Annotated in this window: 27 protein-coding genes; 4 read left to right on the forward strand and 23 right to left on the reverse strand. The window is 63.7% G+C overall.

Annotated elements, in window-relative coordinates:
- Positions 1-49: 49 nt before the first annotated feature.
- Complete coding sequence (locus tag AC07W7_RS05360; protein WP_495038872.1) at positions 50-259, forward strand: type II toxin-antitoxin system PemK/MazF family toxin; 210 nt, start codon at positions 50-52, stop codon at positions 257-259.
- A gap of 332 nt (positions 260-591) precedes the next feature.
- Here the strand turns inward: AC07W7_RS05360 and AC07W7_RS05365 are convergent, their stop codons facing one another.
- From AC07W7_RS05365 to AC07W7_RS05460, 20 genes are read right to left on the reverse strand one after another with little or no spacing between them, the layout of a single operon-like run.
- The gene (locus AC07W7_RS05365; RefSeq protein ID WP_076961733.1) at positions 592-1041 is read right to left on the reverse strand and encodes a hypothetical protein; all 450 of its coding nucleotides are present in this window, start codon (positions 1039-1041) and stop codon (positions 592-594) included.
- 27 nt (positions 1042-1068) lie between these two features.
- Positions 1069-2295, reverse strand: a complete 1227-nt coding sequence (locus tag AC07W7_RS05370; protein WP_495038873.1) for a beta-ketoacyl-ACP synthase — start codon at positions 2293-2295, stop codon at positions 1069-1071.
- The gene (gene fabG, locus AC07W7_RS05375) at positions 2295-3023 is read right to left on the reverse strand and encodes a 3-oxoacyl-ACP reductase FabG (RefSeq protein WP_495038874.1); all 729 of its coding nucleotides are present in this window, start codon (positions 3021-3023) and stop codon (positions 2295-2297) included. Before fabG ends, AC07W7_RS05370 begins: the two co-directional genes overlap by 1 nt.
- Positions 3016-3480, reverse strand: coding sequence for a hotdog family protein (locus AC07W7_RS05380; RefSeq protein ID WP_495038875.1), 465 nt, complete (start codon positions 3478-3480; stop codon positions 3016-3018). The genes fabG and AC07W7_RS05380 overlap by 8 nt, the downstream gene beginning before the upstream one ends.
- On the reverse strand, positions 3477-4643 hold the full coding sequence (locus tag AC07W7_RS05385; RefSeq protein ID WP_495038876.1) for a beta-ketoacyl-[acyl-carrier-protein] synthase family protein: 1167 nt from the start codon (positions 4641-4643) through the stop codon (positions 3477-3479). The genes AC07W7_RS05380 and AC07W7_RS05385 overlap by 4 nt, the downstream gene beginning before the upstream one ends.
- The gene (locus tag AC07W7_RS05390) at positions 4640-5122 is read right to left on the reverse strand and encodes a DUF3261 domain-containing protein (RefSeq protein ID WP_495038877.1); all 483 of its coding nucleotides are present in this window, start codon (positions 5120-5122) and stop codon (positions 4640-4642) included. Before AC07W7_RS05390 ends, AC07W7_RS05385 begins: the two co-directional genes overlap by 4 nt.
- Positions 5119-5853: a class I SAM-dependent methyltransferase gene (locus AC07W7_RS05395; RefSeq protein ID WP_495038906.1), complete on the reverse strand. Its 735-nt coding sequence runs from the start codon at positions 5851-5853 to the stop codon at positions 5119-5121. Before AC07W7_RS05395 ends, AC07W7_RS05390 begins: the two co-directional genes overlap by 4 nt.
- A gap of 11 nt (positions 5854-5864) precedes the next feature.
- Positions 5865-7112 (reverse strand): NAD(P)/FAD-dependent oxidoreductase, encoded by a 1248-nt coding sequence (locus tag AC07W7_RS05400; RefSeq protein WP_495038878.1) that lies wholly within the window; start codon positions 7110-7112, stop codon positions 5865-5867.
- 57 nt (positions 7113-7169) lie between these two features.
- Positions 7170-9482, reverse strand: a complete 2313-nt coding sequence (locus tag AC07W7_RS05405; protein WP_495038879.1) for an MMPL family transporter — start codon at positions 9480-9482, stop codon at positions 7170-7172.
- Positions 9472-10122, reverse strand: a complete 651-nt coding sequence (locus AC07W7_RS05410; protein WP_413469155.1) for an outer membrane lipoprotein carrier protein LolA — start codon at positions 10120-10122, stop codon at positions 9472-9474. The genes AC07W7_RS05405 and AC07W7_RS05410 overlap by 11 nt, the downstream gene beginning before the upstream one ends.
- Before the next feature lie 11 nt (positions 10123-10133).
- Positions 10134-10562: an acyl-CoA thioesterase gene (locus AC07W7_RS05415; protein ID WP_099169206.1), complete on the reverse strand. Its 429-nt coding sequence runs from the start codon at positions 10560-10562 to the stop codon at positions 10134-10136.
- The gene (locus tag AC07W7_RS05420; protein WP_076961744.1) at positions 10555-12099 is read right to left on the reverse strand and encodes an HAL/PAL/TAL family ammonia-lyase; all 1545 of its coding nucleotides are present in this window, start codon (positions 12097-12099) and stop codon (positions 10555-10557) included. The genes AC07W7_RS05415 and AC07W7_RS05420 overlap by 8 nt, the downstream gene beginning before the upstream one ends.
- Positions 12080-13018, reverse strand: a complete 939-nt coding sequence (locus AC07W7_RS05425; protein ID WP_099169205.1) for a lysophospholipid acyltransferase family protein — start codon at positions 13016-13018, stop codon at positions 12080-12082. The genes AC07W7_RS05420 and AC07W7_RS05425 overlap by 20 nt, the downstream gene beginning before the upstream one ends.
- A complete protein-coding gene (locus tag AC07W7_RS05430) occupies positions 13015-13749 on the reverse strand; it encodes a glycosyltransferase family 2 protein (protein WP_495038907.1) in 735 nt (244 codons plus the stop codon). Before AC07W7_RS05430 ends, AC07W7_RS05425 begins: the two co-directional genes overlap by 4 nt.
- 52 nt (positions 13750-13801) lie before the next feature.
- Positions 13802-15472, reverse strand: coding sequence for an ApeI family dehydratase (locus tag AC07W7_RS05435; RefSeq protein ID WP_495038880.1), 1671 nt, complete (start codon positions 15470-15472; stop codon positions 13802-13804).
- On the reverse strand, positions 15469-16014 hold the full coding sequence (locus AC07W7_RS05440) for a COG4648 family protein (protein ID WP_076961748.1): 546 nt from the start codon (positions 16012-16014) through the stop codon (positions 15469-15471). Before AC07W7_RS05440 ends, AC07W7_RS05435 begins: the two co-directional genes overlap by 4 nt.
- Entirely contained in the window at positions 16011-16265 is a 255-nt protein-coding gene (locus AC07W7_RS05445; RefSeq protein WP_076961749.1) for an acyl carrier protein, read from the reverse strand. The genes AC07W7_RS05440 and AC07W7_RS05445 overlap by 4 nt, the downstream gene beginning before the upstream one ends.
- Positions 16266-16274: 9 nt before the next feature.
- Positions 16275-16544, reverse strand: a complete 270-nt coding sequence (locus AC07W7_RS05450) for a phosphopantetheine-binding protein (RefSeq protein WP_029296129.1) — start codon at positions 16542-16544, stop codon at positions 16275-16277.
- Positions 16522-17334, reverse strand: coding sequence for a lysophospholipid acyltransferase family protein (locus AC07W7_RS05455; RefSeq protein WP_076961750.1), 813 nt, complete (start codon positions 17332-17334; stop codon positions 16522-16524). The genes AC07W7_RS05450 and AC07W7_RS05455 overlap by 23 nt, the downstream gene beginning before the upstream one ends.
- Positions 17310-18029 carry a beta-ketoacyl synthase chain length factor gene (locus AC07W7_RS05460; RefSeq protein ID WP_495038881.1) on the reverse strand — a complete coding sequence of 240 codons (720 nt, stop codon included), beginning with the start codon at positions 18027-18029 and terminating at the stop codon, positions 17310-17312. The genes AC07W7_RS05455 and AC07W7_RS05460 overlap by 25 nt, the downstream gene beginning before the upstream one ends.
- Before the next feature lie 349 nt (positions 18030-18378).
- Between AC07W7_RS05460 and AC07W7_RS05465 the strand changes: the two genes are divergently transcribed.
- Positions 18379-19149: a ParA family protein gene (locus AC07W7_RS05465; RefSeq protein WP_495038882.1), complete on the forward strand. Its 771-nt coding sequence runs from the start codon at positions 18379-18381 to the stop codon at positions 19147-19149.
- 54 nt (positions 19150-19203) lie between these two features.
- On the opposite strand, the gene trxC is transcribed toward AC07W7_RS05465, so the two are convergent.
- A complete protein-coding gene (gene trxC / locus AC07W7_RS05470; protein ID WP_236309003.1) occupies positions 19204-19638 on the reverse strand; it encodes a thioredoxin TrxC in 435 nt (144 codons plus the stop codon).
- 237 nt (positions 19639-19875) lie between these two features.
- Between trxC and AC07W7_RS05475 the strand changes: the two genes are divergently transcribed.
- Both AC07W7_RS05475 and AC07W7_RS05480 read left to right on the forward strand, forming a co-directional pair.
- Positions 19876-20163, forward strand: coding sequence for a type II toxin-antitoxin system HigB family toxin (locus AC07W7_RS05475; protein ID WP_099169203.1), 288 nt, complete (start codon positions 19876-19878; stop codon positions 20161-20163).
- Between the two features lie 6 nt (positions 20164-20169).
- On the forward strand, positions 20170-20571 hold the full coding sequence (locus AC07W7_RS05480) for a helix-turn-helix domain-containing protein (protein ID WP_076961755.1): 402 nt from the start codon (positions 20170-20172) through the stop codon (positions 20569-20571).
- A gap of 6 nt (positions 20572-20577) precedes the next feature.
- Here the strand turns inward: AC07W7_RS05480 and selO are convergent, their stop codons facing one another.
- Both selO and mscK read right to left on the reverse strand, forming a co-directional pair.
- Complete coding sequence (gene selO / locus AC07W7_RS05485) at positions 20578-22041, reverse strand: protein adenylyltransferase SelO (RefSeq protein ID WP_495038883.1); 1464 nt, start codon at positions 22039-22041, stop codon at positions 20578-20580.
- Between the two features lie 48 nt (positions 22042-22089).
- A complete protein-coding gene (gene mscK / locus AC07W7_RS05490) occupies positions 22090-25428 on the reverse strand; it encodes a mechanosensitive channel MscK (RefSeq protein WP_099169201.1) in 3339 nt (1112 codons plus the stop codon).

A 25428-nucleotide genomic window follows, 5' to 3' on the forward strand; every position in this document is an offset into this window, starting at 1 on the left:
TTTGCCTTGGAGTTGCGCAGAATCGTTTCTTTTTCACTGAGTGACATGGATGACACTTCTCTATCAGCCCAAAGAAGGCAGCGTGTTGATTTGTGATTTTCGAGGCTATGAGGTGCCGGAAATCATCAAGATCAGACCTGTTATTGTGATACGCAGGCACAGGACCAATAAGCTGTTGGTAACGGTTGTGCCTTTAAGTACCACGGCGCCGCAGACGGTACTCGCACACCACTTGCAGCTTGAAAGCCATTTACAATAAGGATCGGCATGGCAAACGAACTTACAAAATCGCCGAACTTTCCAGTGAGCAGTTTTTGGCTGTCAAGGCGGCGGTGCGCGGTGCACTTGGCCTTTGACGAGTGCGTTAGCCGACAGGAGGCGTTTTGCCACGGATTGTCCTGCCCGGTATTTCAGGCATACTGACCCAGTTCCCGAAAGGGGCTTGTGAGACTCTGAGGATCCTGGAAATCCAGCCATCGCAGAGCCGGGCAGGACAAGGCGATGACAAGCCAGCCTGCTTGTGAAGAGGGCGCCGAAAGGCGCCCTTTGTCGTTTCTGGTGCTAGGTAGATGCCGGTTTTTCAGGCGCCGATCAGTTCTGCTTCGACGTCCCCGTCTCCTTGAACAACTGCGCCGCCGTGCCTGCTTGCGCTGCGCCGCTTGTGCGCAGCCCGGCCATGATGTCGCGGTCGAGCATGCTCACCCAGCGGTTGTAGTTGCGGTGGATCTTGCCGTCCTTGTAGCCCAGTTCCTGGCTGTCGCGGTAGGTGATGGCGTAGCTGGTGCCGGTGTAGCGGATGTCGATTTCGGCGGAGTAGCGGTTGCGCACGTTGATCTGGGCCTGGATCAGGCGTGGGTCGGCGCGCTGTACGGTCCAGTTGCGCTTGTCCAGGGCAGTGAGGATGCTCTGTTTCATTTTCTCTTCACTGACCTGCTCGTTGGCGGCGAGTGCGTGCTGGGTGTTGAGCACCGGCTTGCTGGTACAGCCGGCAGCGGTCAGCAGGGTCAGGGCGATAAGGGTGGCGCGTAGCAACGAAGACATTGCGTTCTCTCCAATCAATTAAAAGGCTTACTGCCAGCGGCGAAAGATCAGCGACGTGTTGACGCCGCCAAAGGCAAAGTTGTTGTTCATCACGTAGTCGTTGTGCATCTGGCGGAACTCGCCGCGCAGGTAATCCAGTTCGCCGCAGCGCGGGTCGACTTGATCGAGGTTGAAGGTCGGCACGTACTGGTCGCGGTTCATCATCTCGATGCTGAACCACGACTCCAGCGCCCCGCAGGCGCCCAGGGTATGGCCCAGGAAGCTCTTCTGCGAGCTGATGGGCATGCGGCTGCCGAACAGGCTGCTGGTGGCCAGGGTCTCGGCTATGTCGCCTTGTTCGGTGGCGGTGCCGTGGCCGTTCACGTAACCGATGGCATCCGGTGCCAGGCCGGCATCTTCGAGGGCCAGCTCCATCGCCCGGCGCATGGTGACCTGCTCGGGACGGGTGGTGTGCTGGCCGTCGGCGTTGCTGCCAAAACCGACGATCTCGGCATGGATAGGCGCACCGCGGGCCAGGGCATGTTCCAGCTCTTCAAGCACCAGCATGCCGCCGCCCTCGCCGATCACCAGGCCATCGCGGCCGCTGTCGTAGGGGCGTGGGCTGGTTTGCGGGGCGTCGTTTTTCAGGCTGGTGGCGTAGAGCGCGTCAAACACCATGGCTTCGGTGGGGCACAGCTCTTCGGCGCCGCCGGCGAGCATCAGCGGCAGGCGGCCGAACTTGATCGCTTCATAGGCATAGCCGATGCCCTGGCTGCCGCTGGTGCACGCGCTGGAGGTGGGGATCAGGCGCCCGGTGAGGCCAAAGAAAATGCTGATATTGGCCGCCGTGGTGTGCGGCATCATGCGCACATAGGAGTTGGCGTTCAGGCCTTCGGCCACCGAGTTGAGCAGCATATTGCCGAATGCCTTGATCTCATCGGTACTGCCGGTGGATGAGCCGCAGGCTACCCCCATGCGCCCATCCTTGATCGACGCATCGCCCAGCAGGCCGGCGTCGTGCAACGCCTGCTCGGCCGCCCACACCGCCAGGCGCGAGACCCGGCCCATGCTGCGCAGTTGTTTGCGGGTCCAGTGGGCCGGCACGACAAAGTCGTCAATCGGCCCGGCCAAACGGGTGTTCAGTTCGCTGAAGCGATCCCACTCGTCCATGCGCCGGATACCGCTGCGCTGGGCACGGAAGTTGGCGACGATGGTGTCCCAGTCGCAGCCCAGGGAGGTCATGCCGGCCATGCCGGTGACTACCACACGTTTCATTAGCACAGGCCCCCGTTCACGGCCAGGACCTGGCGGGTGATGTAGCCGGCCTCGGCCGACATCAGGAAGTTCACCGCACTGGCGACCTCTTCGGGGGTGCCCATGCGTTGCGCGGGGATCATCTTCATCAATTCTTCCACCGGCACGTTCTCGTCGAGCATCGCCGTGTCGATCAGGCCCGGAGCCACGCAGTTGACGGTGATCTTGCGTTTGCCCAGCTCAATGGCCAGGGCCTTGGCGGCGCCGATCAGGCCGGCCTTGGACGCGCTGTAATTGACCTGGCCACGGTTGCCGATCAGCCCCGAGACCGAGGTGATGCACACAATGCGCCCGGCCGCGCGACGCCGGATCATCGGCATCATCACCGGGTGCAGCACATTGTAGAAACCGTCGAGATTGGTGCGCATCACCACGTCCCAGTCGTCTGCCGACAGCGCCGGGAACGCGCCATCGCGGGTCAGGCCGGCGTTCAACACCACGCCGTAATAGGCGCCGTGGGCTTCTACGTCGGCTTCAAGGATCTGCTTGCAGGTGGCACGGTCCGCCACATCGAATTGCAGCACCCGCGCCTTGCGGCCCAGGGCCTCGACCTCGACCTGTACGGCATCCGCCTCGGCGCGGCCACTGCGGCAATGCAGCACAATGTCATGGCCGGCCTGGGCCAGGCGCAGGGCGATAGCACGGCCGATACCCCGGCTGGAGCCGGTGACCAGTACGGATTCAGTCATGACGGGTGTCCTTCGATTCAGCTAAATAGTTGGCCGCCTGGGGCGGTCGAAATACGTTCAGGCGCGCGCTGGCCTGGATCCCGTCGCCGGTCAGGTGGCACTCGAACACACCCATGCCGTTGTCGTCTTCCAGGGAGCGCAGGCCGTGGATGGTCAGTTCGGTGCCGGCGGGAAAGTGCTCGACATTGCACTCGAATTTACGGGTGCCCAGCAGGAAGCCCAACGCCACGGCTTCACCGTTCTGGCGTGCGCGGCAGCCGGCATAGGCCGCGACGCTTTGCGCCATCAACTCGACGCCGACCCAGGCCGGCAGGCTGCCGTCAGGGCGGTTGAACAGGCCGCCGGGCTTGACGGTGGCGCGGGTGCGGATCTGCTCTTCATCGAAGGCCAGCACCTGGTCGATCAGGATCATGTCCCCGGCGTGGGGCAGCAGTTCGGCGAGTGGCCAATGGCTCATGGGGCGTCTCCGATAATCAGGCTGACGTTATTGCCACCGAAGGCAAACGAGTTGCTCATCAGGTAGCGTTTTTCCAGGGGGTCGCCGACCTTGGCCCAGCGCAGGGCGGGCAGCGCCGGGTCGGCGTGGCCGTCCCAGAGATGCGGCGCCAGCGTGCCCTCGAGCAGGCTCAGCCAGCAAAACGCCGCTTCCAGCGCCCCGGCGGCGCCGAGGGTATGGCCGGTCAGTGGCTTGGTCGAGGAGCAGGCCACGCCCGCCGGAAACAGGCTGGCCACGGCCAGGCTTTCCATGGCGTCGTTATGCTGGGTGGCGGTGCCGTGCAGGTTCAGGTAACCGATCTGCGCCGGTGCTAACTTCGCGTTGGCCAGGGCCTTGCTCATCGCCTGCAATGCGCCCTTGCCACTGGGCTCCGGCGCGGAAATATGGTGCGCGTCGCAACTGGCGCCGCTGCCCAGCAGGGCGATGGGCCCTGGGGTCTTGCTCATCAGGAACAGCACCGCCGCCTCACCGATATTGATGCCATTGCGGTTCAGCGAAAACGGGTTGCAGCGCTCGGCGGACACCGCCTCCAGCGAGGTAAAGCCATTGAGGGTCAGCTTGCACAGGCTGTCGACCCCGCCGCACAGCACCGCATCGCACAGGCCCAGGTCCAGCAGGCGGCGCGCGCTCATCAGGGCGCGGGCGCTGGAGGTGCAGGCCGTGGAAATCACATAGGCCGGGCCGCTCAGTTGCAGCCAGTCGGCGAGGAAGTTGGCCGGGGCGCCGAGTTCCTGTTGCCGGTAGTCATAATCGTCAGGGAAGTGCCCTTCTTGCAGATAGTGGGCAATGCCGCGGCTGGCTTCATCGATGCCCGAGGTGCTGGTGCCCAGCACAATCCCGATGCGCGCGGCGCCAAAGGTGTGGATCGCCTGCCGGATCGGGCCTTCGATCTGCAAGGCGGCCTCCAGCAGCAACTGGTTATTGCGACTGCTCTGTTGCGCCAGGTGCGGCGGCAGCGGTGTCAGCTCGCCAGGCACGCTGCCCACCGGCAGTACCCGCTCGGGCACCCAGCCGCTCTCGGCGCGCATGCCCGAGCTATCCCCGGCAAACAGGTTGCGCCGCACTTGCTGCTGGCCACGGCCCAGGGCGCAGATGATCCCCAGGGCATTGAGGTAGGCGGTCATGGGCTGCTCTCAAGCGCGCTGACGCGGTAGTTCAGGTGCTGGCCCGGCATGTTCACGCTGAAGATCAAGGGTGCGCGGTAGATCACCTGCCAGTGCGGCTTGAGGGCCCGCACGCCATCGTCTTCACGGGCTTGGGGGTAGTTGCCGGGCAGCTCGGCGGCGGGTGTCAAAGCAAATAGCAAGGCGGCAAACAACTCGCGGGCCTGGGGGTTGGGCGGCAGCAGGCCATCTGCCTGCCAAGCCCCGGCCACCAGCTTTTGCCGGGCCAGGGGGATGCCCAGCGGGTCCAGCAGCGACCAGCGCAAGGCCTGGCCTTCGCGCTGGATCACCAACAACCAGTCCTGGCGCTGACCATCCTGCTCGCGCTCGATATGCAGTTGCAGGGGCAAGGCCAGGCTTGGCGTATGCACCGGCAGCGGCGGCTGGCTGGCGCAGGCGGCCAGCAGCAACAGGCCGCCGATCAACAGCGCGCGGATCATGCTGGCGGGCCTGCGAGGGGCTTGCGCGCAACCACATTCACCAGGGTCTCTTCACGTTGGCCAAACGGCTTGGGCTGGCGCAGGCCCCAACGCTCCAGCAGGCCGAAGTCTGCCGAGCGGCTCCACCACAGGTACGGGTACGACACGTTTTGCGGGCCAAACTCGAAACCCTGGTCGCGGATCATCTCCAGGTACTCATCGGCACTTTTCTGCACCTGCATCGGGTGGCGGAACAGCCAGCGAATTACCCAAGTGTCGATGTAGGCTTCGGTGGACTCGGCAAACAGCAGGTAGCCGCCGGGCTTGAGCACCCGATAGAACTCGGTCAGTGCCCGCTGTTGCTCCACCAGGTGGTGGAAGGTCTGGTGGCAGAACAGGATATCGACACTTTCATCGGCCACCTTGAGGGTCGCGCAATCGCTGCCGATCAGCTCGATCGCTATGCCCTGGCGCGCCGCTTCGGCACGGCTCAGGTCGAGGCTGTGCGGGTCGGCGTCCAGGCCGATCAGGCGCTTGGGGGCGAACACCTGCTGCAAATAGCCGAACGATTTGCCCTGGCCACAACCGGCATCCAGCAGCACCGAGGCCTCGGGCAGCGGCGCGTTGAACAGGCTGCGCAGGTCGTTGATGGCCACGCGCAGTACGTGATGCTGCCAGGTGTGGCTGCGCAGGAACCAGAAGCCGAACTTGGTTTCTTCGACGTAGTTTTTGCTCAAGTACTCTTTTGACACAGGTGGGCTGCTCATAGGTTTTCCCCGGCACAGATTTCCGAGAGCATCCGCAAGCGGCGCTTGGGTTCGCTGACAAAGGGGTTGCGCTCGTCCCAGGCATAACCGGCGAGGATCGAGCTGATCATGCGGCGGATTTCCGGCGAGCTGCCCGGGTGGTAGATCACATCCTGGAACGTGCCGGCGTACCAGCCTTCGACGTAGCAGCGGAAGGTATCGACCCCACGCTTGAGCGGCTCGGCGAACTCGGTCTGCCAGTCCACCCTTTGGCCCTTGAGCTGGCGGTGCAGCAGCCCTGCGGCCATGCTGGCCGAACGCATGGCGATGGTCACGCCGGAGGAGAATACCGGGTCGAGGAACTCCGCCGCATTGCCCAACAGCGCAAAGCCCGGGCCATGCAGGGTGGTGACGTTGGCCGAGTAGCCGCCGATGGTCCGCGCCGGGGTGTCCCAGACCGCGTTCGCCAGCACCTTGGACAGGCTCGGGGTTTGCTCGATGAAGCCGCGCAGGCAGGCATCGAGGTCGGCATCGCAACCGTCGAAATGCTCCTTGGCCGCGACCACGCCTACCGAGCAGCGGCCGTTGCTGAACGGGATGGTCCAGAACCAGATATCGCGCTGGGTCGGGTGGGTGGTGATGAGGATCTTGCTGCGGTCGAAGCCCGGATGTTCGATGCGGTCCTCGACGTGGGTGAATACCGCCTGGCGCAACGGGAAGTTCGACGGCGCTTCGAGGTTCAGCAGGCGTGGCAGCACGCGGCCGTAACCGCTGGCGTCGAGGACGAAGCCGGCCTTGATATGGTATTCGCGGCCATTTTCGCGGCGTACATGCAGGTAGCGGTGGTCAGCGGCAAAATCCACCCCGACCAGGGTCTGGCCATACCGGATCTCCACGCCTTGCAACGCCGCCTGATCGGCCAGCAACTTGTCGAAATCGGCGCGCTGGACCTGGAAGGTGGTGGGCTTGCCATCGCTGAACGTGTCGCTGAAATCAAAGGCACTGTAGCGCTCGCCCCAGGCAAACGCGGCGCCGGTTTTCAGCTGGAAGCCGGCGGCGTTGACCGCCTCGAGCATGCCGGCTTCTTCGATAAAGTCGATGCAGTGGGACAACAGGCTCTCGCCGATGGAAAAGCGCGGGAAGTGCTGGCGCTCGATGATCAACACATCATGCCCGTTACGCTTGAGCAACGCGGCCGCAATGGCGCCGGACGGGCCGGCACCGATCACCACGACCTGGCGACGTTCCATTTCAACTGTGGGCACTGTGGCTCCTTGCCGGGTTGGCAATCATCAGGTTCGACTCAATAAAATTCGTGGGCATCATTGCGTGTGCTCCTGGCGGCCGGCCCACGGCGCCAGCATAAAGCTGAAGGCCAGGCCCAGGCTGACCGACAGGCCGAAGTTACTCACTGCCGGCGTACTGGAAACGGCCAGCAGGCCAAAGGACAGCCAGGTGGTGACGGCGGCCAGCAAGGTCCCCAGAAGACTGACAGCGGCACCGCCGATCTGTTCGCGCATGAGGATCGCATAATCGACGCTGATCGCCGTCACCAGCAGCAGGCCAAACAGGCTGAACAAGGTCAACGGCTGCCCCAGCCAACCGAGGCTGGCCAGGCTGCACAGGGCGGCCAGCAGCGGCAGGGCGACAATCTGCAGCGCGCCGCCCAGGCCGAAGGGCAGGATCAGCAACAAGACAATCAGTACACAGGACAATAATTTCAATTCGGCGGCGCTGACCTGGGTCGCGGCAAATACCTGGTTCAAGTCGCCAAGGCGATCCACCAGTTGCACGCCCGGCAGGTCCAAGACCTGGATACGCAGCAGCGCCGGGTTGTTCAGGCCTTGCAGGCTGACCATCGCCGCCACGCCGCCGTCCACCTTGCCCAGCCACAACAGGCGCCACGGTTCGGCCAATGGGCCGGCCAGGGCGGCGTCGATGTCGGCGGTGGGCAGCGCCTGCAACTGCGCCACCTCCGCTTGCAAGGCACTGGCGGGGATGCCGAGGTCGAGCAGCGGTTGCCACAGCGCCGGCAGTTGCTTCAGGGCCTCGCGCACGTGTTGCTGTTCGCCGGGCGTGCTGACCAGTTGATTGAGCGCCAGGTAGCCCTGCAGCTTGTCCAGGTGCACCAGTTGATCCAGGCGCTGGCTCAACGCCGCCTGGCGCTCCAGTAACTGTTGTTGATTGTCTGCCCGCACCAGGAAGAACTGGCTGGTGGGCTGGTAGCCGGTAATCCGTGCAATGGCCTGGGCTTCTTGCAGCAACTGCGGCGGTGCGCCGATCCACTGGCGAATATCGTTCTTGCTGTTCAACTGCCACAGGCCACCGGCGCAGAACAGCAGGGCCAGCACCAGCAGCGCCTGGCTCGGCAGGCGCTTGAGCAAGGATTCACGTACCCCCAGCAGGAATTCGGCGACCCGCAGCGGCCATTGCGCCGGGCGCAGGTCCAGGCCGTTGAGCAGCGCCGGCAACAGGCACACCGCCGACAGGTAGGCGCCCACCAGCCCAGCGGCGGAGAACACGGCGATCTGGGTCAGCGCCGGGAACGGCGTCCAGGCCAGGGCCAGGTAGCCGATGCAACTGGTGGCCAGGCTCAGGCTCAGGCCCGGCAGGGTCAGGCGCAAGGCCGGCCAGCTGCGCCAGGGTTGCAGGCTCCAGCTCTTGGACAGGTAATGCAGCGGGTAGTCGACGGCCACGCCGATCAGGCTCGCGCCCAGTACCAGGGTCATCACATGCATATGGCCAAACAGCGCCACGCAGGCCACCGCGCCAAACAGCATGCCCACCAGCACCGGGACAAAGGCCAGCAACACGCGCCAACGACGGAACGCCAGCAGCAACAGCAACAGAATCCCTACCGTTGCGCCGCCGCCGACCCAGGTCATCTCGCGGCTGGCCTGTTGTTGACCGTTGGCCGCGTACAGCAGGCCGCTGGCGGCAAGCAGTTGCACGCCCTGCTGGCTGGCCTGTTCGCGGCTCGCTTGCAGCAGGTCGGCGACTTGCAGCGGCAGTTTCATATCAAAGGCATTGCCCTGGGTACGCGCGCGCAGCAGCACCCAGCTTTTGCCGTCGGCATCGGCGATCAACGCGCCGCTGCCGATATCCAGCTGCACCGCACCGTGTTGCGGCTGGCTGTTCTGGATGCGCCCGGTCAGGCCCAGCCAGTCGTCCTGGCTCGACACCAGGCTGAAGCCGGTAAAGGGGTCGAACAGCGCCTGCACCCGCTGCGCGATAAATGCCTCGGGCTCGCTGATCAACTGTTCGCGGTCCTTGGCCGACAGCATTGCCAGGCGCCCTTGCAGCAATTGCTGGCGCAGGGCTGGCAGGTCGGCTTGCAGGGTCCAGGTGACCTGTTCAAACAGGCCGCTGGCCTGCCACTGCGTGCCGAGTTGTTGGGCCATGCTCAGTGCCTGCTGGCGGTCGGCTTGCCCGACCAGCACCAGCATCTCGCGGTTCAGCGGTTCTTGCATGCGTTGCTCGGCCGCCAGTTCCAGGGCGTCCGGGGTGTTGCCCGGCACCAGGTCCATCAGGTTGGCCGACAACGGTGCGCCATGGCGCCATTGCCAGCCGGCCAGGGCCAGCACGGCCACCAGCAGGATCAGGAACAGGCGCGGCAACCAACGCTCACTGGGCAAAGTCGTGTTGCTCCGCGTCGCTCAAGGGTTGCGTGCTGGTGCTGTCTTGCATGCGCAACAGGGTGCTGTCGCCCTGGGTTTCCAGCAGCTCGATGGTGTGCACCAACTCGCCGCCGTCGATATTGATCTGGGTGAACACTTGCTTGAGCAGCAGCGAGCGGGGGATCAGCGTGAGTTTCCAGGCCTTGGCCTCGCCTTGCAGCTGCAACTCGAAGTCGCGCTGCAAGCCGCTGCTGTCGCCTTGCAGCACGGCGAGGAACAAACGGTTCTGCTCGGCGCCGGCGCTTTTGTTCGGCAGCGGTTGCCAACCGTTGGCATCACGCCGGGCAATGCCCTGGGCGTTGATGCGGTAGTCCTGCTGCAGCGGGGTTTTCAGCAGCCAGAGCAGGCCGTGGTCCCGGGCCAATACGAAGGTGCCCTTGCTGGTCAGCGGCTGGGGCAGGGCGCGCAGGTGCTTTTCCTGGATAAAACTGCCGTGGATCACCGTGGGCTTGGCCAACTGATCGCTCAGTTGTTGCAAGTCAAAGGCATAAGCCCCAACGCTCAGCAACAACCCAACCCCTGTAGGCGCGAGCTTGCTCGCGAAAAACCCGAGGACGCCGCGCAGTGTCAGGCACCCCGCGTTATTGTTGGCGACCATCGCGGGCAAGCTCAGCATTCCAGGGCCCTTTCGACGGCGGTGGTGAACACGGCGGGTGAGGCCAGTTGCATCTCGCGGCTGGCAATCTCGACCGCCACTTGCACAGTGCTGGCGCGGGTCAGGCGTTCGCCGCTGGCCAGGTCGGTGATCAGGTAGTTGACCTTCAAGCGGTTCTCCCACTCCACCAGGCTGGCGCGCACATTGAGGGTCTGGCCAAAGGTGGCGCCCCGCACGTAGCGCAGTTGCAGGTCGATCACCGGCCACGCATAGCCGGATTCGAGCATTGCCGTGTAGTTGTGGCCGAGCTTGTCGAGCAACGCGCAGCGGGCGATTTCCAGGTATTTCACGTAGTGGCCGTGCCAGACCACGTTCATCGTGTCGATGTCGAAGAAGGGCACGAGGATTTCAGTGTCGCAATGCAACACGCCGGGGCTACGCATGCAGCCTCCAGTGTTGCGCGGCGATGCGTTGCAGGCACAGGCGCAGTTCGCCCTCCAGGGCGCGGTCTTCGATCACCGGCGGGAAGTCCTTGGCCAGCTCGCTGTGCATCGCGGCCAGGGCCGGCGGCAACGGCCTGGCATCCGTGACCTGGGCGCGCAACCACACGCCCTGGTTGGCCGCGAGCAAGGTGGCGGCGGCCACCTGTTCGGTCAGCTCCAGCACGCGGATCGCATCGCGGGCGGCGATCGTACCCATGCTCACCTTGTCCTGGTTGTGGCACTCGGTGGAGCGTGAAAACACGCTGGCCGGCATCGTATTTTTCAACGCTTCGGCGGTCCAGGCGCTGGTGCCGATCTGCACCGCCTTGAAGCCGTGGTTGATCATTGCGCGGTCCGCCGGGGCGCCCGACAGGTTGCTCGGCAAACCATGGTTGTAGCGCTCGTCCACCAGCAGCGCCAGTTGCCGGTCGAGCAGGTCGGCGACGTTGGCCACCAGGTTTTTCAGGCTGTCCATGGCAAAGGCGATATGCCCGCCGTAGAAGTGCCCGCCGTGCAGCACGCGCTCGGCTTCGGCGTCGATGATCGGGTTGTCGTTGGCGCTGTTGAGCTCGATCTCGATAAACGAGCGCAGCCAGTTCAGGCTGTCGGCCAGCACGCCGAGGACGTGGGGCGCGCAGCGCAGCGAGTAGCGATCCTGCAAACGGTGCAGCGGCGCGGTCGGGGCGTCGATGGCCAGGTCCTTGCGCAACCAGGCCGCCACCTGCATCTGCCCGGGGTGCGGCTTGGCGGCGAACAGGCGTTCGTCAAAATGCTCCGGGTTGCCTTGCAGCGCCACCACGTTCAACGCGGTGATGCGCGTGGCCAGTTGCAGCAGGTAGTCGGCGCGGGCGAAGGCCAGGCAGGCCAGGCCGGTCATCACCGCGGTGCCGTTCATCAGCGCCAGGGCTTCCTTGGGCCGCAGCACCAGCGGCGTCCAGCCCAGTTCGCGATGGACATCGGCGGCCTGGCGGCGCTCGCCACGAAACAGCACTTCACGTTCGCCGGACAAGGTCGCGGCCACGTACGACAGCGGCGTCAGATCGCCGCTGGCGCCCACCGAGCCCTCTTCGGGGATCAGCGGCAGGATGTCGTGTTCAAGGAACGCATGCAGGCGCTCCAGCAGTTCAACCCGCACCCCGGACACGCCATGGCACAGCGACTGCAAGCGTGCCGCCAGCACTGCACGGGTGGCCTGGGCGTCGAGCAACTTGCCCAGGCCGCAGCCGTGGAAGGTGTACAGGTGACGCGGCAAGGCCTCGACATGCTGCAACGGCACCGCCACCACGCACGAGTCGCCGTAGCCGGTGGTCACGCCGTAGATCACGCCTTCCTTGTCCAGCAGCGAATCGAGGAACTGCGCGCCCTTGGCGATGCGCTGGCGGTACCCGGCGTCGTCTTGCAGGCGGGTGGGCGCCTGACGGTTGGCCAGGGCCAGCACGTCTTCGATGCGCAAAGGGAGTTCGCCGAAGGTTACCGGCTCAAGCAGATGCGTCGTCATCGGTCTTCCAGAAAGGGTAAAAGTTGAACCATTGTTGGGGCGCTTGCAGGCAGAACTGGCCCAGGCGTGCGGCGTAGCGCGCGGCCCAGTGGGCGATCACCTGCTGGCGGTCGCTGCGTTTCCATTCGATCAACGGGGCGAAGGGCTCGATAATCAGCCGATAGCGGCCCTGCTGCTTGAGGCACATCAGCAGGTTGACCGGGCATTTGAGCAGGCCGGCCAGCAGCCAGGGGCCCTGGGGGAAGGCCGCGCTGTGGCCGAGAAAGTCCACGCGCACCGTGCGCCCGCCATGCAGGGGGATGCGGTCGCCGGCAATCGCCAGCCATTCGCCGTCGTCCAGGCGCTGGCTGAGCAGCAGCATCACCGCCGGGTCCAGCTCGCTGACCTGGATCAGCCGCAGGTTGCTCGCCCCGGCTTCGCCCAGCAGGCGGTTGAACTGTTCGGCATGCTTGGTGTGCACCAGCACATTCATGGTGACTTTCTCTCCTAGCTCCGCCAGGGCCCGGCACACTTCCAGGTTGCCCAGGTGCGCGCCCACCAGCATCTGCCCGCGCTCGCCGCGCAGTTGCCCGCGCAGTTGGGCCGGGTCGATGATTTCGATCTGTTCCAGGCGCAGCTTGCCGTTCCACACGTCGAGTTTGTCCAGCAAGGCGTCGGCGAAGGCCATGAACTGGCCGAAGACCCGGGTGTGGCTGGGGCGCAGGTCGTCGCGCCCGCTCCAGTCGGCCAGGCGCTGCTGGTATTGCCAGATGCTCCGGCGCGCGGCGCGGCCAAACAGGAAAAAGTACAGGACGATGCCATACAGCAGTGGGCTCAGTACCCGGCGCCCAAGGACTTTGGCGGCGAACGCGGTGAGTTTCATCAGCCAGAAACTGCCGCGCTCCTGGCGGTCGGCCCAATGCCGGGTGTTTTCGCTCATGCCTGCCACCGTCGCCAGAGGATCAGCGGCGCGCGCAGCAACATGCCGAAGAACAGCCGGGTATGCATGGATGAAATCAGCAGGTTGTCGCGGACCAGGCGAAAGTGCGACAGGCCGTCGGCCGGGTAATGCACCTGGGTCGGCAGCCAGCGCATCGGCTGGTTGCGCCATGACAGGCGCACGATGATGTCGGAGTCGAAATCCATGCGCTTGCCGATCCGCGCCGAGCCCATCAAGGCCAGCACCGGTGCCAGGGGGTAGAGGCGAAAGCCACACATCGAATCGCGGATCTGCAGCGACAGGCTGTTGATCCACACCCAGACGTGGGTCAGGTAACGCGCATAGAGGCGGCCTTTGGGCACGCTGTCGTCGTATTCGGGGTAGCCGCAGATCACCGCGTCGGGGTGGGTGCGTGAGGCGTCGAGAAACAGCGCGACTTCGCGCAGGTCGTGCTGGCCGTCGGCGTCCACTTGCAGGGCGTGGGTGAAGCCCAGGCGTGCGGCTTCGCGAAAGCCGGCCATCACTGCCGCGCCCTTGCCTTGATTGACGGGCAGGGTCAGCAGCGACACGTTATCCAGGCTTGCCAGTTGCGCCAGCACGGCGGCGCAGGCCGGGCTGCTGCCATCGTCCACCAGCAGGCAGGGCAGGCCGTGGTCCAACAGGCTGCGGACCACGGCGGGCACGGCGGCTTCATGGTTGTAGACCGGGATCAGGGCGCAGGGGTTATGCATGGTGGTGGACACCTGATGGACCGAGTTGCCTGCATCGCAGCGCTCACCCAGCCTATGCATGGGAGCTCTCCAGCAAAATCCGCCCGCTGGAACACGCCGCACTGTCATTGCGATAGGCGAAATACAACTTGCCCCGCTCGCGATCAAAGCGCAGGTGCAACTCGACCCCATCGCCTGGGCGCACCAGTTGCTGGAACTTGAGCACTTCCATGCCGGCAAAGCTCGCTGGTAGGTCGAGCAATTGCTGGCCCAGATTGAACGCCCACTCCACCTGCACCACCCCCGGCAACACCGGGGTGTGGGGGAAATGGCCACTGAAGTAGGCCAGGTCCGGCGGGATGCTCAACTGCAGGGTCCATTCGCCGTCCGTCTCGACTTGCGCCAGGACTTCCGGCGCCTTGGGGCGCGGCGCCAGCAGCAGGGCTTCGACCTCGGCCTGGGGCAGTTTGCCCTGGGGGTTGAGCGGCAACTGCCGCAACAAGCGCCAGCGGCGGGGCAGGGCCAGGGCTTCGCAATGCTGGCCCAGGTGCTGGCGCAGGGCTTGGGTGACGCTGCGCCGGCCTTGGTTGCGCAGGGCGTGCAGGCCGTCGCCACTGAGCACCACCAGGGCGCCGAGGGAGGCGCGGTTTTCCTGGACCACGCCCAGGCGCGCTTCGGCGACCCAGGCGTGACTGGCCAGGGCTTGTTCGAGCATGGGCAGGGAGATGCGTTTTTCTTCCAGCTTGACGATCCGGTCCAGGCGCCCGAGCAGCTCAAAGCGGCCATCGGCGTGGATCTGCGCGGCGTCGGCCGTCTGCTCCACATGCCCGGCCGGCAGGTACGGCGAGGCAATGCGCAAGGCGCCATCGGCATCCTGAGTCAGGCGCACATCGGCAAACGGTTGCCACGGCGCGTGGCCCTGGCGCCAGGCTATGCCGCCGGTTTCCGAGCTGCCGAGGATCTCCGTCGGCCACTGTTGCAGGCGTTGGTGCAGGCTGTCGGCCGCGTCAGTGGGCAATGCACCGCCGGAGGAGAACACCCGCTTGACCGCACTCAGGGCAGCCCAGTCGAGGTTATCGCCCATGCGCTTGAGCAGGGCCGGGCTGGCCACCCAGGCAAAGTGCGGGTACTGGCGGCTGATACGCTGCAAGTCTTCGGGGAACGGCAGTTGCTCGCGCACAAAGGCGCGGCCGGCGCACAGCGGCCACAGCACGCGGAACAGCAGGCCGTAGATATGCTGGGTGGCGACGCTGCCGATGATGCAGGCCTGGCCCAGGTCGGCGCCCCATAAGGCTTCCAGGGCCTGCACCTCATTGGCCAGTTGGCGCAGGGTCTTGTCGATGCGCTTGGGTTCGCCGCTGGAGCCGGAGGTGCACAGGCCCAGTTGGCAGGTATCCAGGTCGAGGGCGGCGGCGGCAAGGGGTGGCTGGTAGAGCGCATCCAGGTCGCCCGCTTCGGTCAGCCAGGCGTCAACATCTGCGGCCCAGCGTTGGCGGGTCTGGGGTTGCAGGTCGGCGGGCAGCAACACGCTGACCCCGGCGCGCCAGGCGCCCAGCAGGGCAATCGCCAGCTCGCCGGCGTCGTTCAGGTGCACCGCCAGGCGCTGGATGCCACGGGCTTGCAGCCCGGCCGCCAGGCTCAGGGCCCGTTCGCATAGTTGTGCGTGGTTCATCGCCGGTTCAGTGGTGACCGAACGCAGTTGCACAGGCTCAAGCAACAGGTGCTCAAGATTGACCCAATTCATACGCGGCCTCGAACCCTTTGTCGTACCAGCCATTCCACGGCAAACAACAAACCCATCAACCCATAGGCGATCAGGCCGTTGTACAACATCCACCAGCTCAGCGGTGCCCACAGGGTGAGCGCGGCGGCGAGCAGGCCGTTACACAAGAAAAACACACTCCATGCCACGGTGACCTGGCGGGTGTACGCAATGGCCTTCTCGGGCAACTGCGGATCGCTCAGGCGCGCCAGGCGTTCGACCATCGGCGGGCCGTACTTCAGGCTCAGGCCGAACAGCGCCAGCATGAACAGGCTGACCAGGCTCGGGTACCAGCGCAGCAGTTGCGGGTTGTCGAACCAGGCCAGCAGCAGGCAAAACACAATCGCTACCACGGCCATCCAGCCACTGCCGGGGCGTCGCGGGCCGGTCAGCGCGCGCAGCAGCCACAGGCTGGCCAGCAGCAGGCCGAATTGCCATGGGGCGAAATGCTCCGTGCCGTAATACACCGCGAAAGGGTACAGCAGCCCGACCAGCAACAGGCCAAGGCCGATCAGCCGGCTCATGCGGCCGGTTGGACCAGACGGTAGACCGCCTCGACCACGTCATTGACCGTACGCACGGCCTTGAACTCTTCGGCGGCGATTTTCTTGCCGGTCTGGCGCTTGATATGGTCGATCAGGTCCACCGCGTCGATGCTGTCGATTTCCAGGTCCTGGTACAGGTTGGCGTCGAGGGTGACCTGCGCCGGCTCCAGTTCAAACAACTCCACCAGGGCGTCGCGCAGGGTGTTGAAGATATCGTCACGAGTTTGCATGGTCGGGTCTCAAGCTGCCTGTCTGGCCGTGACGAACGCCGCGAGGCTGGCCACGTTGATAAAGTGATTGCGGGTGTCCTTGGCGTCGGCATCGATCTTGATGCCGTACTTTTTCTGGATCGCCAGGCCCAATTCCAGGGCGTCTACCGAATCCAGGCCCAGGCCTTCGCCGAACAGGGTTTGCTCGCTGCCGATGTCGCTGGCGTCGATGTCTTCCAGGCCCAGGGCCTCGATGATCAGGGTTTTTATCTCGTGCTCAAGGCTGTTGGGGTTGCTCATCTTCGGCGAGCTCCTTAATGAAATAGTGATGCAGATAATCGTTGAGCTTGCGTGAAGCCTGGGGTGCCGGCCCTTGCGAGGCAAACACCTGTGGGTCTATATCGGCACCCACCTGCAAACTGAAGTGAAAACGGCGGTGGGGGATGCGATACCAGGGTTCGGCCTTGGTCAGCGTGGTCGGGCTGACCCTGAGCACGACGGGGGTGATGATTGTCGCACCCCGCAGGGCAATGGCGGCGGCCCCGCGATGAAAGGCCGGCGCTGCGCCCGGCACGGTGCGGGTGCCTTCGGGAAAAATAATCAGGGTCTGGCCATCACGCAGGGCGCCCGCAGCAGCATCGAGCAGGTCGATGCTGCCGTCATTGCTGAGGTAGCCGGCATCGTTCACCGGGCCGCGGGTGAAGGGGTTCTGCCACAGGCTTTGCTTGACCACGCAATTGGCCTGGCGTACTAGGCCGATCAGCACCACCACGTCGATCAGCGACGGGTGGTTGGCGATGATCATCTGCCCGGGGCGCCCGAGTTTTTCGGCGCCCTCGACGCTATAGGTGAGAATGCCGGCGCGGTACATCATGTTGATAAAGAACCAGAACAACCGGCCGATGGTCAGGCGCGCCCGCCGCTGGTGCTGCCGGGCGTCCCCCGGCAGGCAACTGAGCAGCGGAAATACCAGCAGGCGCAGGCACAGGCCGCCGAGGCCAAACAGCACAAAGCTGGCCGCCGTGGCGAACAGGCGCCAGTAGTAGGCGTCCCGGGGCTTTTCGGTCAGGGTTTGCGTTGCCAGTTCCATACTCGGTTCTTCCAGGCATGTTGGCAGGCCTCCTGCTCGGTGAGCAGGGTGCGCAGCAGGTTCAGGGCGTGGGGCCACTGGGTCTCGGTGGGTTGGACAGTCGCGGTGTGCAGCGCCAGTTGCCATTCGTCGCCAGGGGTCAGCAGCAGGCCCAGGGCATAGGGGAACGGCACGTCGTCGATCCAGTGCGCGTAGGCGCCGGGGGGCTGTTCTTCGGTGATTACCAGCAGCACCGCTGGCGCGCCCTCGTTGAGCAGGGCCGCGGCTTCGAGCATGCCGTGCTCCAGGCCGTCGCCCGCTGCTGCCAGGGCGGTCATTTCACTGGTTTCATTGCGCAGGATCGACCATAGGCCAATCACCGCGTTATGTACCGACAGGCTGAACTGGGTGGGCGACAGGGGCTGGTCAGTGGCCAGGTCGCTGAGAATCTCCAGGGTGCGCGGGGTTTCGCCGTGACGGGAGACAAATACCAGCGGCAGGTCCCGCAGGCCTTCGGCCAATGGCCAGCCGACACTGAAGGCCATCCGGGCCAGGCGGCCCAGGCGCCGACGCTGCATGGCCGGCAGAAACGACACATCGGGCGCAGCATCGCTTTGGGCCAGCAACGCCGGGGCATGGCACCAGGCGCGCCAGGCATCCACGCTGTCGAGCCCCGGGGCCCAGGCGCGCCATTGGGCGATGTTGAAGTTGATCACTGAGAAGAATTCCCGCCCCTGCGGGCTTCCTTGTGCTGCAATTGGCCCGTAGAACCGGGACATGGCGCGATGGCCGAGTGGCGCGCATTATCCCGGTGCGGTGGGGTTCTAGCAAACTTTGGTAAAGAATTGTTCACGGAATATTACAAAATCGCCGAAAAAGAATCGCTGATTGTCCGCCATGGGGGGGGTGTGCCAGGTGTCGGGGATTTCCTGTTTTGTCGGAGGAAGCGACAGGCTGCGATGCGAGATAAAGCCTTCAATGCTGTAGTACAGGAATGATCAAGGTAGCGAGCGGGCGCTTTTGCCCTCTACACTCGGGCATTCATTGATACACGGAGGTTTTTCCATGCGGCGTGTGGTGTTCAATCAAAAAGGTGGGGTTGGCAAGTCCAGCATCGCCTGCAACCTGGCGGCGGTCAGCGCCAGCGAAGGCTATCGAACCCTGTTGGTGGACCTCGATGCACAGGCCAACTCGACCCAGTACCTCACGGGGCTGACGGGCGACGATATCCCCATGGGGATTGCCGATTTCTTCAAGCAGACCCTGTCTTCCGGGCCGTTCTCGAAGAAAAACCAGGTGGATATCTACGAAACCCCGTTCGACAACCTGCACGTCATCACCGCCACTGCAGAACTGGCGGACCTGCAGCCCAAGCTTGAGGCCAAGCACAAGATCAACAAGCTGCGAAAGCTGCTCGATGAATTGGCCGAGGATTACGACCGGATATACCTGGATACCCCGCCGGCCTTGAATTTTTATGCGGTTTCGGCGCTGATCGCGGCTGATCGTGTATTGATACCGTTCGATTGCGACAGCTTCTCGCGTCAGGCGCTGTATGGGCTGCTGGCGGAAATCGAAGAGCTCAAGGACGACCACAACGAAGGCCTTGAAGTGGAAGGCATTGTGGTCAACCAGTTCCAGGCCCGGGCGAGCCTGCCGCAGCAGATGCTCGACGAGTTGATCGCCGAAGGCCTGCCGGTGCTGCCGGTGTACCTGGCCAGCTCGGTGCGCATGCGCGAGTCCCACCAGGAAAGCAAACCGCTGATCCACCTGGACCCGCGCCACAAACTGACCCAACAGTTTGTGGCGCTGCATAACCTGCTGGAAAACAGCTGATCATCAAGGATGAACATGCTCGATGTGGGAGCTGGCTTGCCTGCTCCCGCAGGCTTACACCCCTTGGCTGCGCAACCAGCTCATCAATTGCGGCAATGGAAAGGCCCCACTCTGGCGCGCCACTTCGCGGCCGTTCTTGAACAGGATCAGGCTGGGAATCGAACGAATGCCCAATTGCGCCGAAAGCTGCTGGTTGGCCTCGCTATCGAGCTTGGCCAGCCGGCACTTGCCCGCCAACTGCCCGGCCGCCTGTTCAAACACCGGCGCAAACGACTTGCACGGCCCGCACCATTCGGCCCAGACGTCCACCAGTAGCGGCAAATCGCCCTTGATCTGGCTGGAATAGTCGCCCTGTTTCAATTCAAACGGTTTGTCCAGCAACACCGGCTGCTTGCAGCGCCCGCACTTTGGGGTATCGCCCAGGCGTTCGTGGGGGATGCGGTTGAGGCCGTTGCAGTGGGGGCAGGGGATTACAAGAGAATCGGACATGATGGGGTTCCGTTGACGTTGCCAATGAACACTATTTGGAGCCAAGGCCGAGATTATCAAGGTTCGGCGGTGGTGACGCACGCGTTCACATTTTTGTCTGTGCGCAGCTTTGGCCGTGTATCTAGGCTGCTTGGGCGGGTCTGGGATTGCGCCATTGGTCTGCTGACCAGTTATCGCATATTGCGATAATTTGATCCCCGGACTAACCTTCATAGCAAGATGCGATAAGGATATTGCATGCGAGTAATCAGTGTGAGGCCAATTCAAAATGCCAGGGAAAAATGGCCGCACTCAGCCAGTGCCCTGGATGAGTGGTACCGCAAAGTCAGGGTCATTACTCCCGGCGATTTTGCTGCATTGCGGTCGGTCTTTCCTTCAGTGGACAAGGTTGGGTCGTTGCATGTCTTCAATATCGGTGGCAATAAACTGCGGCTCATAGCCGTTGTGCGCTACCGCATGCAGCGCCTCTATATCCGGCATGTACTGGACCACCATGAATATGACAAGGGCAGGTGGAAGGAGTAACGAGAAATGAGCGTATTGATTGAGCAGGCCGTTGAGCACTGGGAGTTTGTGTCACCGTTGTTGCGCAAACCTAAAAGTGAGGCAGATTACAATGTGCTGGTCGAGGCCCTCGACGAATTGCTGGATATTGTCGGGGAGGACGAAACCCACCCGCTGATGGGGTTGGTGGATATCATCGGCGACTGGGTCGAGGCCTATGATCTGGAGCATTGGCCGATGCCTGAGGTGAGTGGGGTCGATGTGTTGCGGTCAATGATGCAAGAGCACGGTTTGACCCAGAGCGACTTACCGGGCGTTGGTCCTCAATCAGTGGTCTCTGAAATTCTCAGCGGCAAGCGCCAGCTCAACGTGCGGCAGATTCGTTGGCTGGCAGAGCATTTTAAAGTGCCGGTGGACATGTTCATCTGAGAAGGGCTAGGACGAACAACTGATCTCCAAATGCTTGCCCCAATCGGGCGGCCGCTGCGCGTACTGCTCCATCCCCGGCTGTTCTTCAAATGGCTTGCTCAGCACCGCATGCAGCCTTCGCACTTCGCTGTAGTCGCCTGACTCGGCGGCAGTGATGGCGTTTTGTGCCAGGTAGTTGCGCAGGATGTACAGCGGGTTGACCGCGTGCATCCGCTCGCGGCGTTCTGCCTCGCTCCCTGTGCCGTCGCGCTCAACCCGGGCCTTGTAATCGTCGGCCCAGGCATCGAAGCCCGCGCGGTCGACGAAGTCATCGCGCAGGCGCGCCACGGCCAATGCGGCGGGCTCATTCCCCAGGTGGCGGAAGAACAGGGTGTAGTCCACGCCGCTGTTCTGCATCAGTTGCAGCAAACGCTCCACCCGTTTCTGGTCGTCGTCTTCGGCGGTGGTCAGGCCCAGGCGGCGGCGCATCAGGTCCAGGTAGTGGGCCTGGTACAGCGGCAGGTACAGGCCGAGGGTTTCGCGCAGGGCTTCAACGCTGATATACGGCGTCAACGCCTGGGCCAGGGCGCTGAGGTTCCACTGGGCGATGGGCACCTGGTTGCTGAAGGCGTAGCGGCCTTCGTGGTCGGAGTGGTTGCAGATGAAATGGGCGTCGAAGTCATCGAGGAAGGCAAACGGCCCGAAGTCGAAGGTAATCCCCAGGATCGACATGTTGTCGGTGTTCATCACCCCATGGCAAAAACCATAGGCCTGCCATTTGGCGATCAGCTCGGCATTGCGTTCGACGATCTCGCGGAACATCGCCAGGTACGGCTCGGGTTGCCCCTGGCAGTGGGCAAAGTGCAGCTGCAGCACGTGCTCGGCCAGTTGCTGGTGCAGCTCGGTTTTCTGGGTGTAGTAGAAGTACTCGAAGTGCCCGAAGCGGATATGGCTCGGTGCCAGGCGCAGCACCATGGCGGCGCGCTCCTGTTTTTCGCGCCAGACCGGGGTGTCGGAGCCGATCACGCACAGGGCGCGGCTGCTGGGGATGCCCAGGGCGTGCAAGGCTTCGCAGGCGAGAAACTCGCGGATCGAGGAGCGCAGCACCGCGCGGCCATCGCCCATGCGCGAGTAAGGCGTTTGCCCGGCGCCCTTGAGGTGCAAGTCCCAATGTTCGCCCGCCGCGTTGTACACCTCGCCCAGCAGCAAGCCGCGGCCATCCCCCAGTTGCGGGTTATAGGAGCCAAACTGATGCCCGGAATAGACCATCGCCCGCGGTTCGGCCTCGGCCCACAGCGTGTGGCCGCCGAACAGTTCGGCGAACACCGGCGTGTCGGCGACGGCCGGGTCGAGGTCCAGCAGGGCCAGGGCGGCGTTGCTCGCCACCACCAGTCGGGGCGCGTCGATGGGCTCGGGCAATACGTGGGTTGAGAAACCGTCGCCCAGGCGGGCGAAGCGGTTGTCGAAGGTCAGGTCGTCGAGGGCTTTCACCGGCCATCTCCAGCAGAATGTCCGAGCATTCTGCTGGGGATAGCGCGGTTAGTCGAGTTTGGCCGGCGGGGTGGGTTGCGGCGAGCCGTCATTGGCCGGTTTGCTCAGGGGCTCGATTTCCACCAGCTTGTATTCCTGGCCATGCAGGTTCTTCAGGTAGACCTCCATCTGCCGGAACGAAATATTGATGCTCTGCTTCTTGAACTCACGGTTGATAAAGCGGTTGACCTCATCGATCACCGGGTTGCGGTCGCCCAGGTCGCGCACATGCATGCGCAACTCGTGGTCGAGGGTGCTTTCGCCGAAGTTGAGGAAGTACACATGGGGTTCCGGGTCTTTCAGTACCCGTGGGTTATCCCTGGCGGCCTTGAGCAACAAATCCTTCACCAGGTCCAGGTCGGAGCCGTAGTCCACGCCGAGCTTGAGGGTTACCCGGGTGATGGTGTCGGTCAGCGACCAGTTGATCAGTTGCCCGGTGATAAAGGTTTTGTTCGGGACAATGATGTCCTTGCGGTCGAAGTCGGTGATGGTGGTGGCACGGATGCGGATCTTGCTCACCGTGCCCGACAGGTTGCCGATGGTAATGGTGTCGCCAATCCGTACCGGGCGCTCGAACAGGATCATGATGCCGGAGATAAAGTTGGCGAAGATCTCCTGCATGCCGAAGCCCAGGCCCACCGAGAGCGCGGCCACCAGCCATTGCAACTTGTCCCAGCTCACCCCGAGGGTCGACAGGGTGGACACAAAGCCCACGCCGGCAATTACATACGACAGCAAGGTGGTGGTGGCGTAGGCGCTGCCCTGGGCCAGGTCCAGTTTCGACAGCACCAGCACTTCCAGCAGGCCCGGCAGGTTGCGCGCCAGGGCAAAGGTGATGCCGATGATGATCAGTGCGCCGAGCATGTCACCGATGCTGATGGGCACCATGCTGATATTGGCGCCGGTGCCGCTGGTGTATTCGTAGAGGGTGATGTTGTCTAGGTAGGAGAACACTGAGATCAGGTCGGACCAGACCCAGTACAGCGCCGCGATAAAGCCGCCGAGCAGGGCCAGGCGGATCAGGCGCATGGATTGTTCGTTGACCTGCTCGATATCCAGGGTCGGTTCCTCGATCACCACTTCGCCGTCGCCGGCTTCCTTGGCGGCCTGGCGCTTGGCCAGTGCCCGGGAGTACGCCAGGCGCCGTGCGGCCACGCCCAGGCCGCGAACGAAGGTGGCTTCGATCACCAGCCAGAACATCAGCAGGTACAGGGTGTTGATCAGGCGGTCGCTGAGTTTGAGGGCGGTGTAGTAGTAGCCAAAGCACACGGCGATAAACAGGGCGATGGGCAGCGCGGTAAACAGCACGCCCACCAGCTTGCGAAACAGCGAGGCTTTTTCATGGGTCGGGCTGTTGAGCAGCAGGCGGCTGAGCAACCAGGCCATCAGTGCATAACAGGTCAGTACCACGGCGATGCCCAGTACATCGTCGGCCAGGGCCGCCGGTTGATGTTCGGCGATCGACACCACGGCCACCAGCGCCAGCACCACCAGCCCCAGCTTGCGGATCCAGCCCTGGAGGAATTCGACCTGGGGTTTTTCCCAGCGAAAATGCAATTCGGCCACGCCACCCGGCGCCAGGATCCGATAGGCGGTGTAGAACACCAGCCACGCCTGGGCGATCTGCACCAGGGCCATGCCCAGGTTGGCGTTCTGCCCGCGGGCGTCGATTTGCAGGGCGTAGCCACACAGCGCCAGGCCGAGGGTCACCGGCAAGGCCAGGAGGATGTTGACCAGGATCGCGATGGGGGTGTGCCACTGGCTGTCACGTTTGAAGTGGCCGATATCCATATGGATTTTTCTCAGCCGCTCGTACAGGTTGCTGCGCCGCCACAACAGCGCGCCGATCAACAGCAGCAGGGGCAGGAACAGCAACGGGCGCTGGGCCAGGCCGTCGTACAGCTCGCTGAGGCTGGAGGCCCAGGGCAGGGTGTCGACCTGCTTTTCCAGGCGGGTGGGCACGGTTTCCAGCCATTCGACGTCCAGCGGTTTGTTGCTGGGGATCCAGAACATCTGTTCGTCGAGGGTTGCGCGCAGGCTGGCGGCGGTGCTGAGCAGTTGTTTCTGGTTCAGTTGCAGGGTGATGGATTCGTTGAGCAGCGCGCTCAACTCCCGGCTCAGGCGTTCGAGCAGGTCGCTGCGGGTCACCGCCAGTTCCATCAGGGTGCGGCGCAATTGCGGTGTGACTTGGTCTTGCGGTTGGTTGGCCAGCAGGTTATCCACATAGGTGCTTGGCGAACTGATCAGCTCGCGCTGCTGGTTGACCTCGAACTGGTACAGGCGAATGTTGGCGATATCGTCCGCCAGGTCGCGGTCGACCCGCAGTCGCGGCAAGGCCTGTTTCTGTTTGTAGAGAATCTTCGACAGCAGCAGGCTGCCCTTGAGTACGTTGATTTGCTCGTCCAGGGCCGAGTCGCTCTGGGTCACGTTGTCCAGCAACTGTTTGGTTTGCAGGTTCTGCTGGGTCAGCTCGTTGAGCCGGTCGGTACTTTTGAGCAGGTAGTCGGACAGTTTCAGGTTGGCCGCGCTTTCCGTGGCCAGCAGGCTGCTGCTGCCGGCTTTTTGCGCTTCGATGGACTGCTGGGTCACGGTTTCCTGGGACTGGGCCAGGCGTTTCTGGTTGATCAGGGTTTGCAGGTCTTGGATTTCCTGCTCCAGGCGCGCGGTTTTTTCCACTGCCAGGTCATGTTGGCTGTTGCCCAGGTCTTGCAGTTGGCTGTTGCCCGCCAGTTCCTGGCGGCGTAACGGGATCAAGGCGTTGAGCGACGCCAGCTCGGCGTTCAGCAGGTTGCGCTGGTCGCCATTGAGGGGTTTGCCGTTGTCCTTGCCGGCCTTGAGGATGCCGTTGATCTGCTGGATGCGGGTCTGGCTGTTGCTGATTTCGGTCTGGGCGCGCTCGGGCCGGGTCTGGGCGGCGATGCTCAGGCTGTTGGCGTCGGCCAGCTCCTTTTGCAGGTCGCCTTGCTGGGTGCTGCGCTGTACCAGCAGTTGTTCGAGCTGCGGCACCGGCAGGCTGGCATAGCGTTGGGCCACTGGGATGACCTTGGTGGCTTTGAGCCGGGCCAGTTCACGGGCGTTTTCCGTGGTTTGGCGCGGCGCGTCTTGCAATTGGCGCTTGAGATCGCTCAGGCGCTGCTCGTAATCCTGCTTGTTGCCCAGCAAGGTCAGGGTCTGCTGCAACACATTTTGCAGCGCCTTCATGTCGGCGTCGGGTAGTTTGCGGTCCGGCAGCTTGTCCAGGGTCTGCTGTACGCTCTCGACGCTCGGCGGCTCGGCAGCGAACACGGGGCTTACGCAGAGACTCAGGCCCAGCAGGGCAGTGGCAAAAAAGGTGCGCAGGATTGTCAT

It is taken from the genome of Pseudomonas sp. GW821-FHT01D09, from assembly GCF_059422465.1.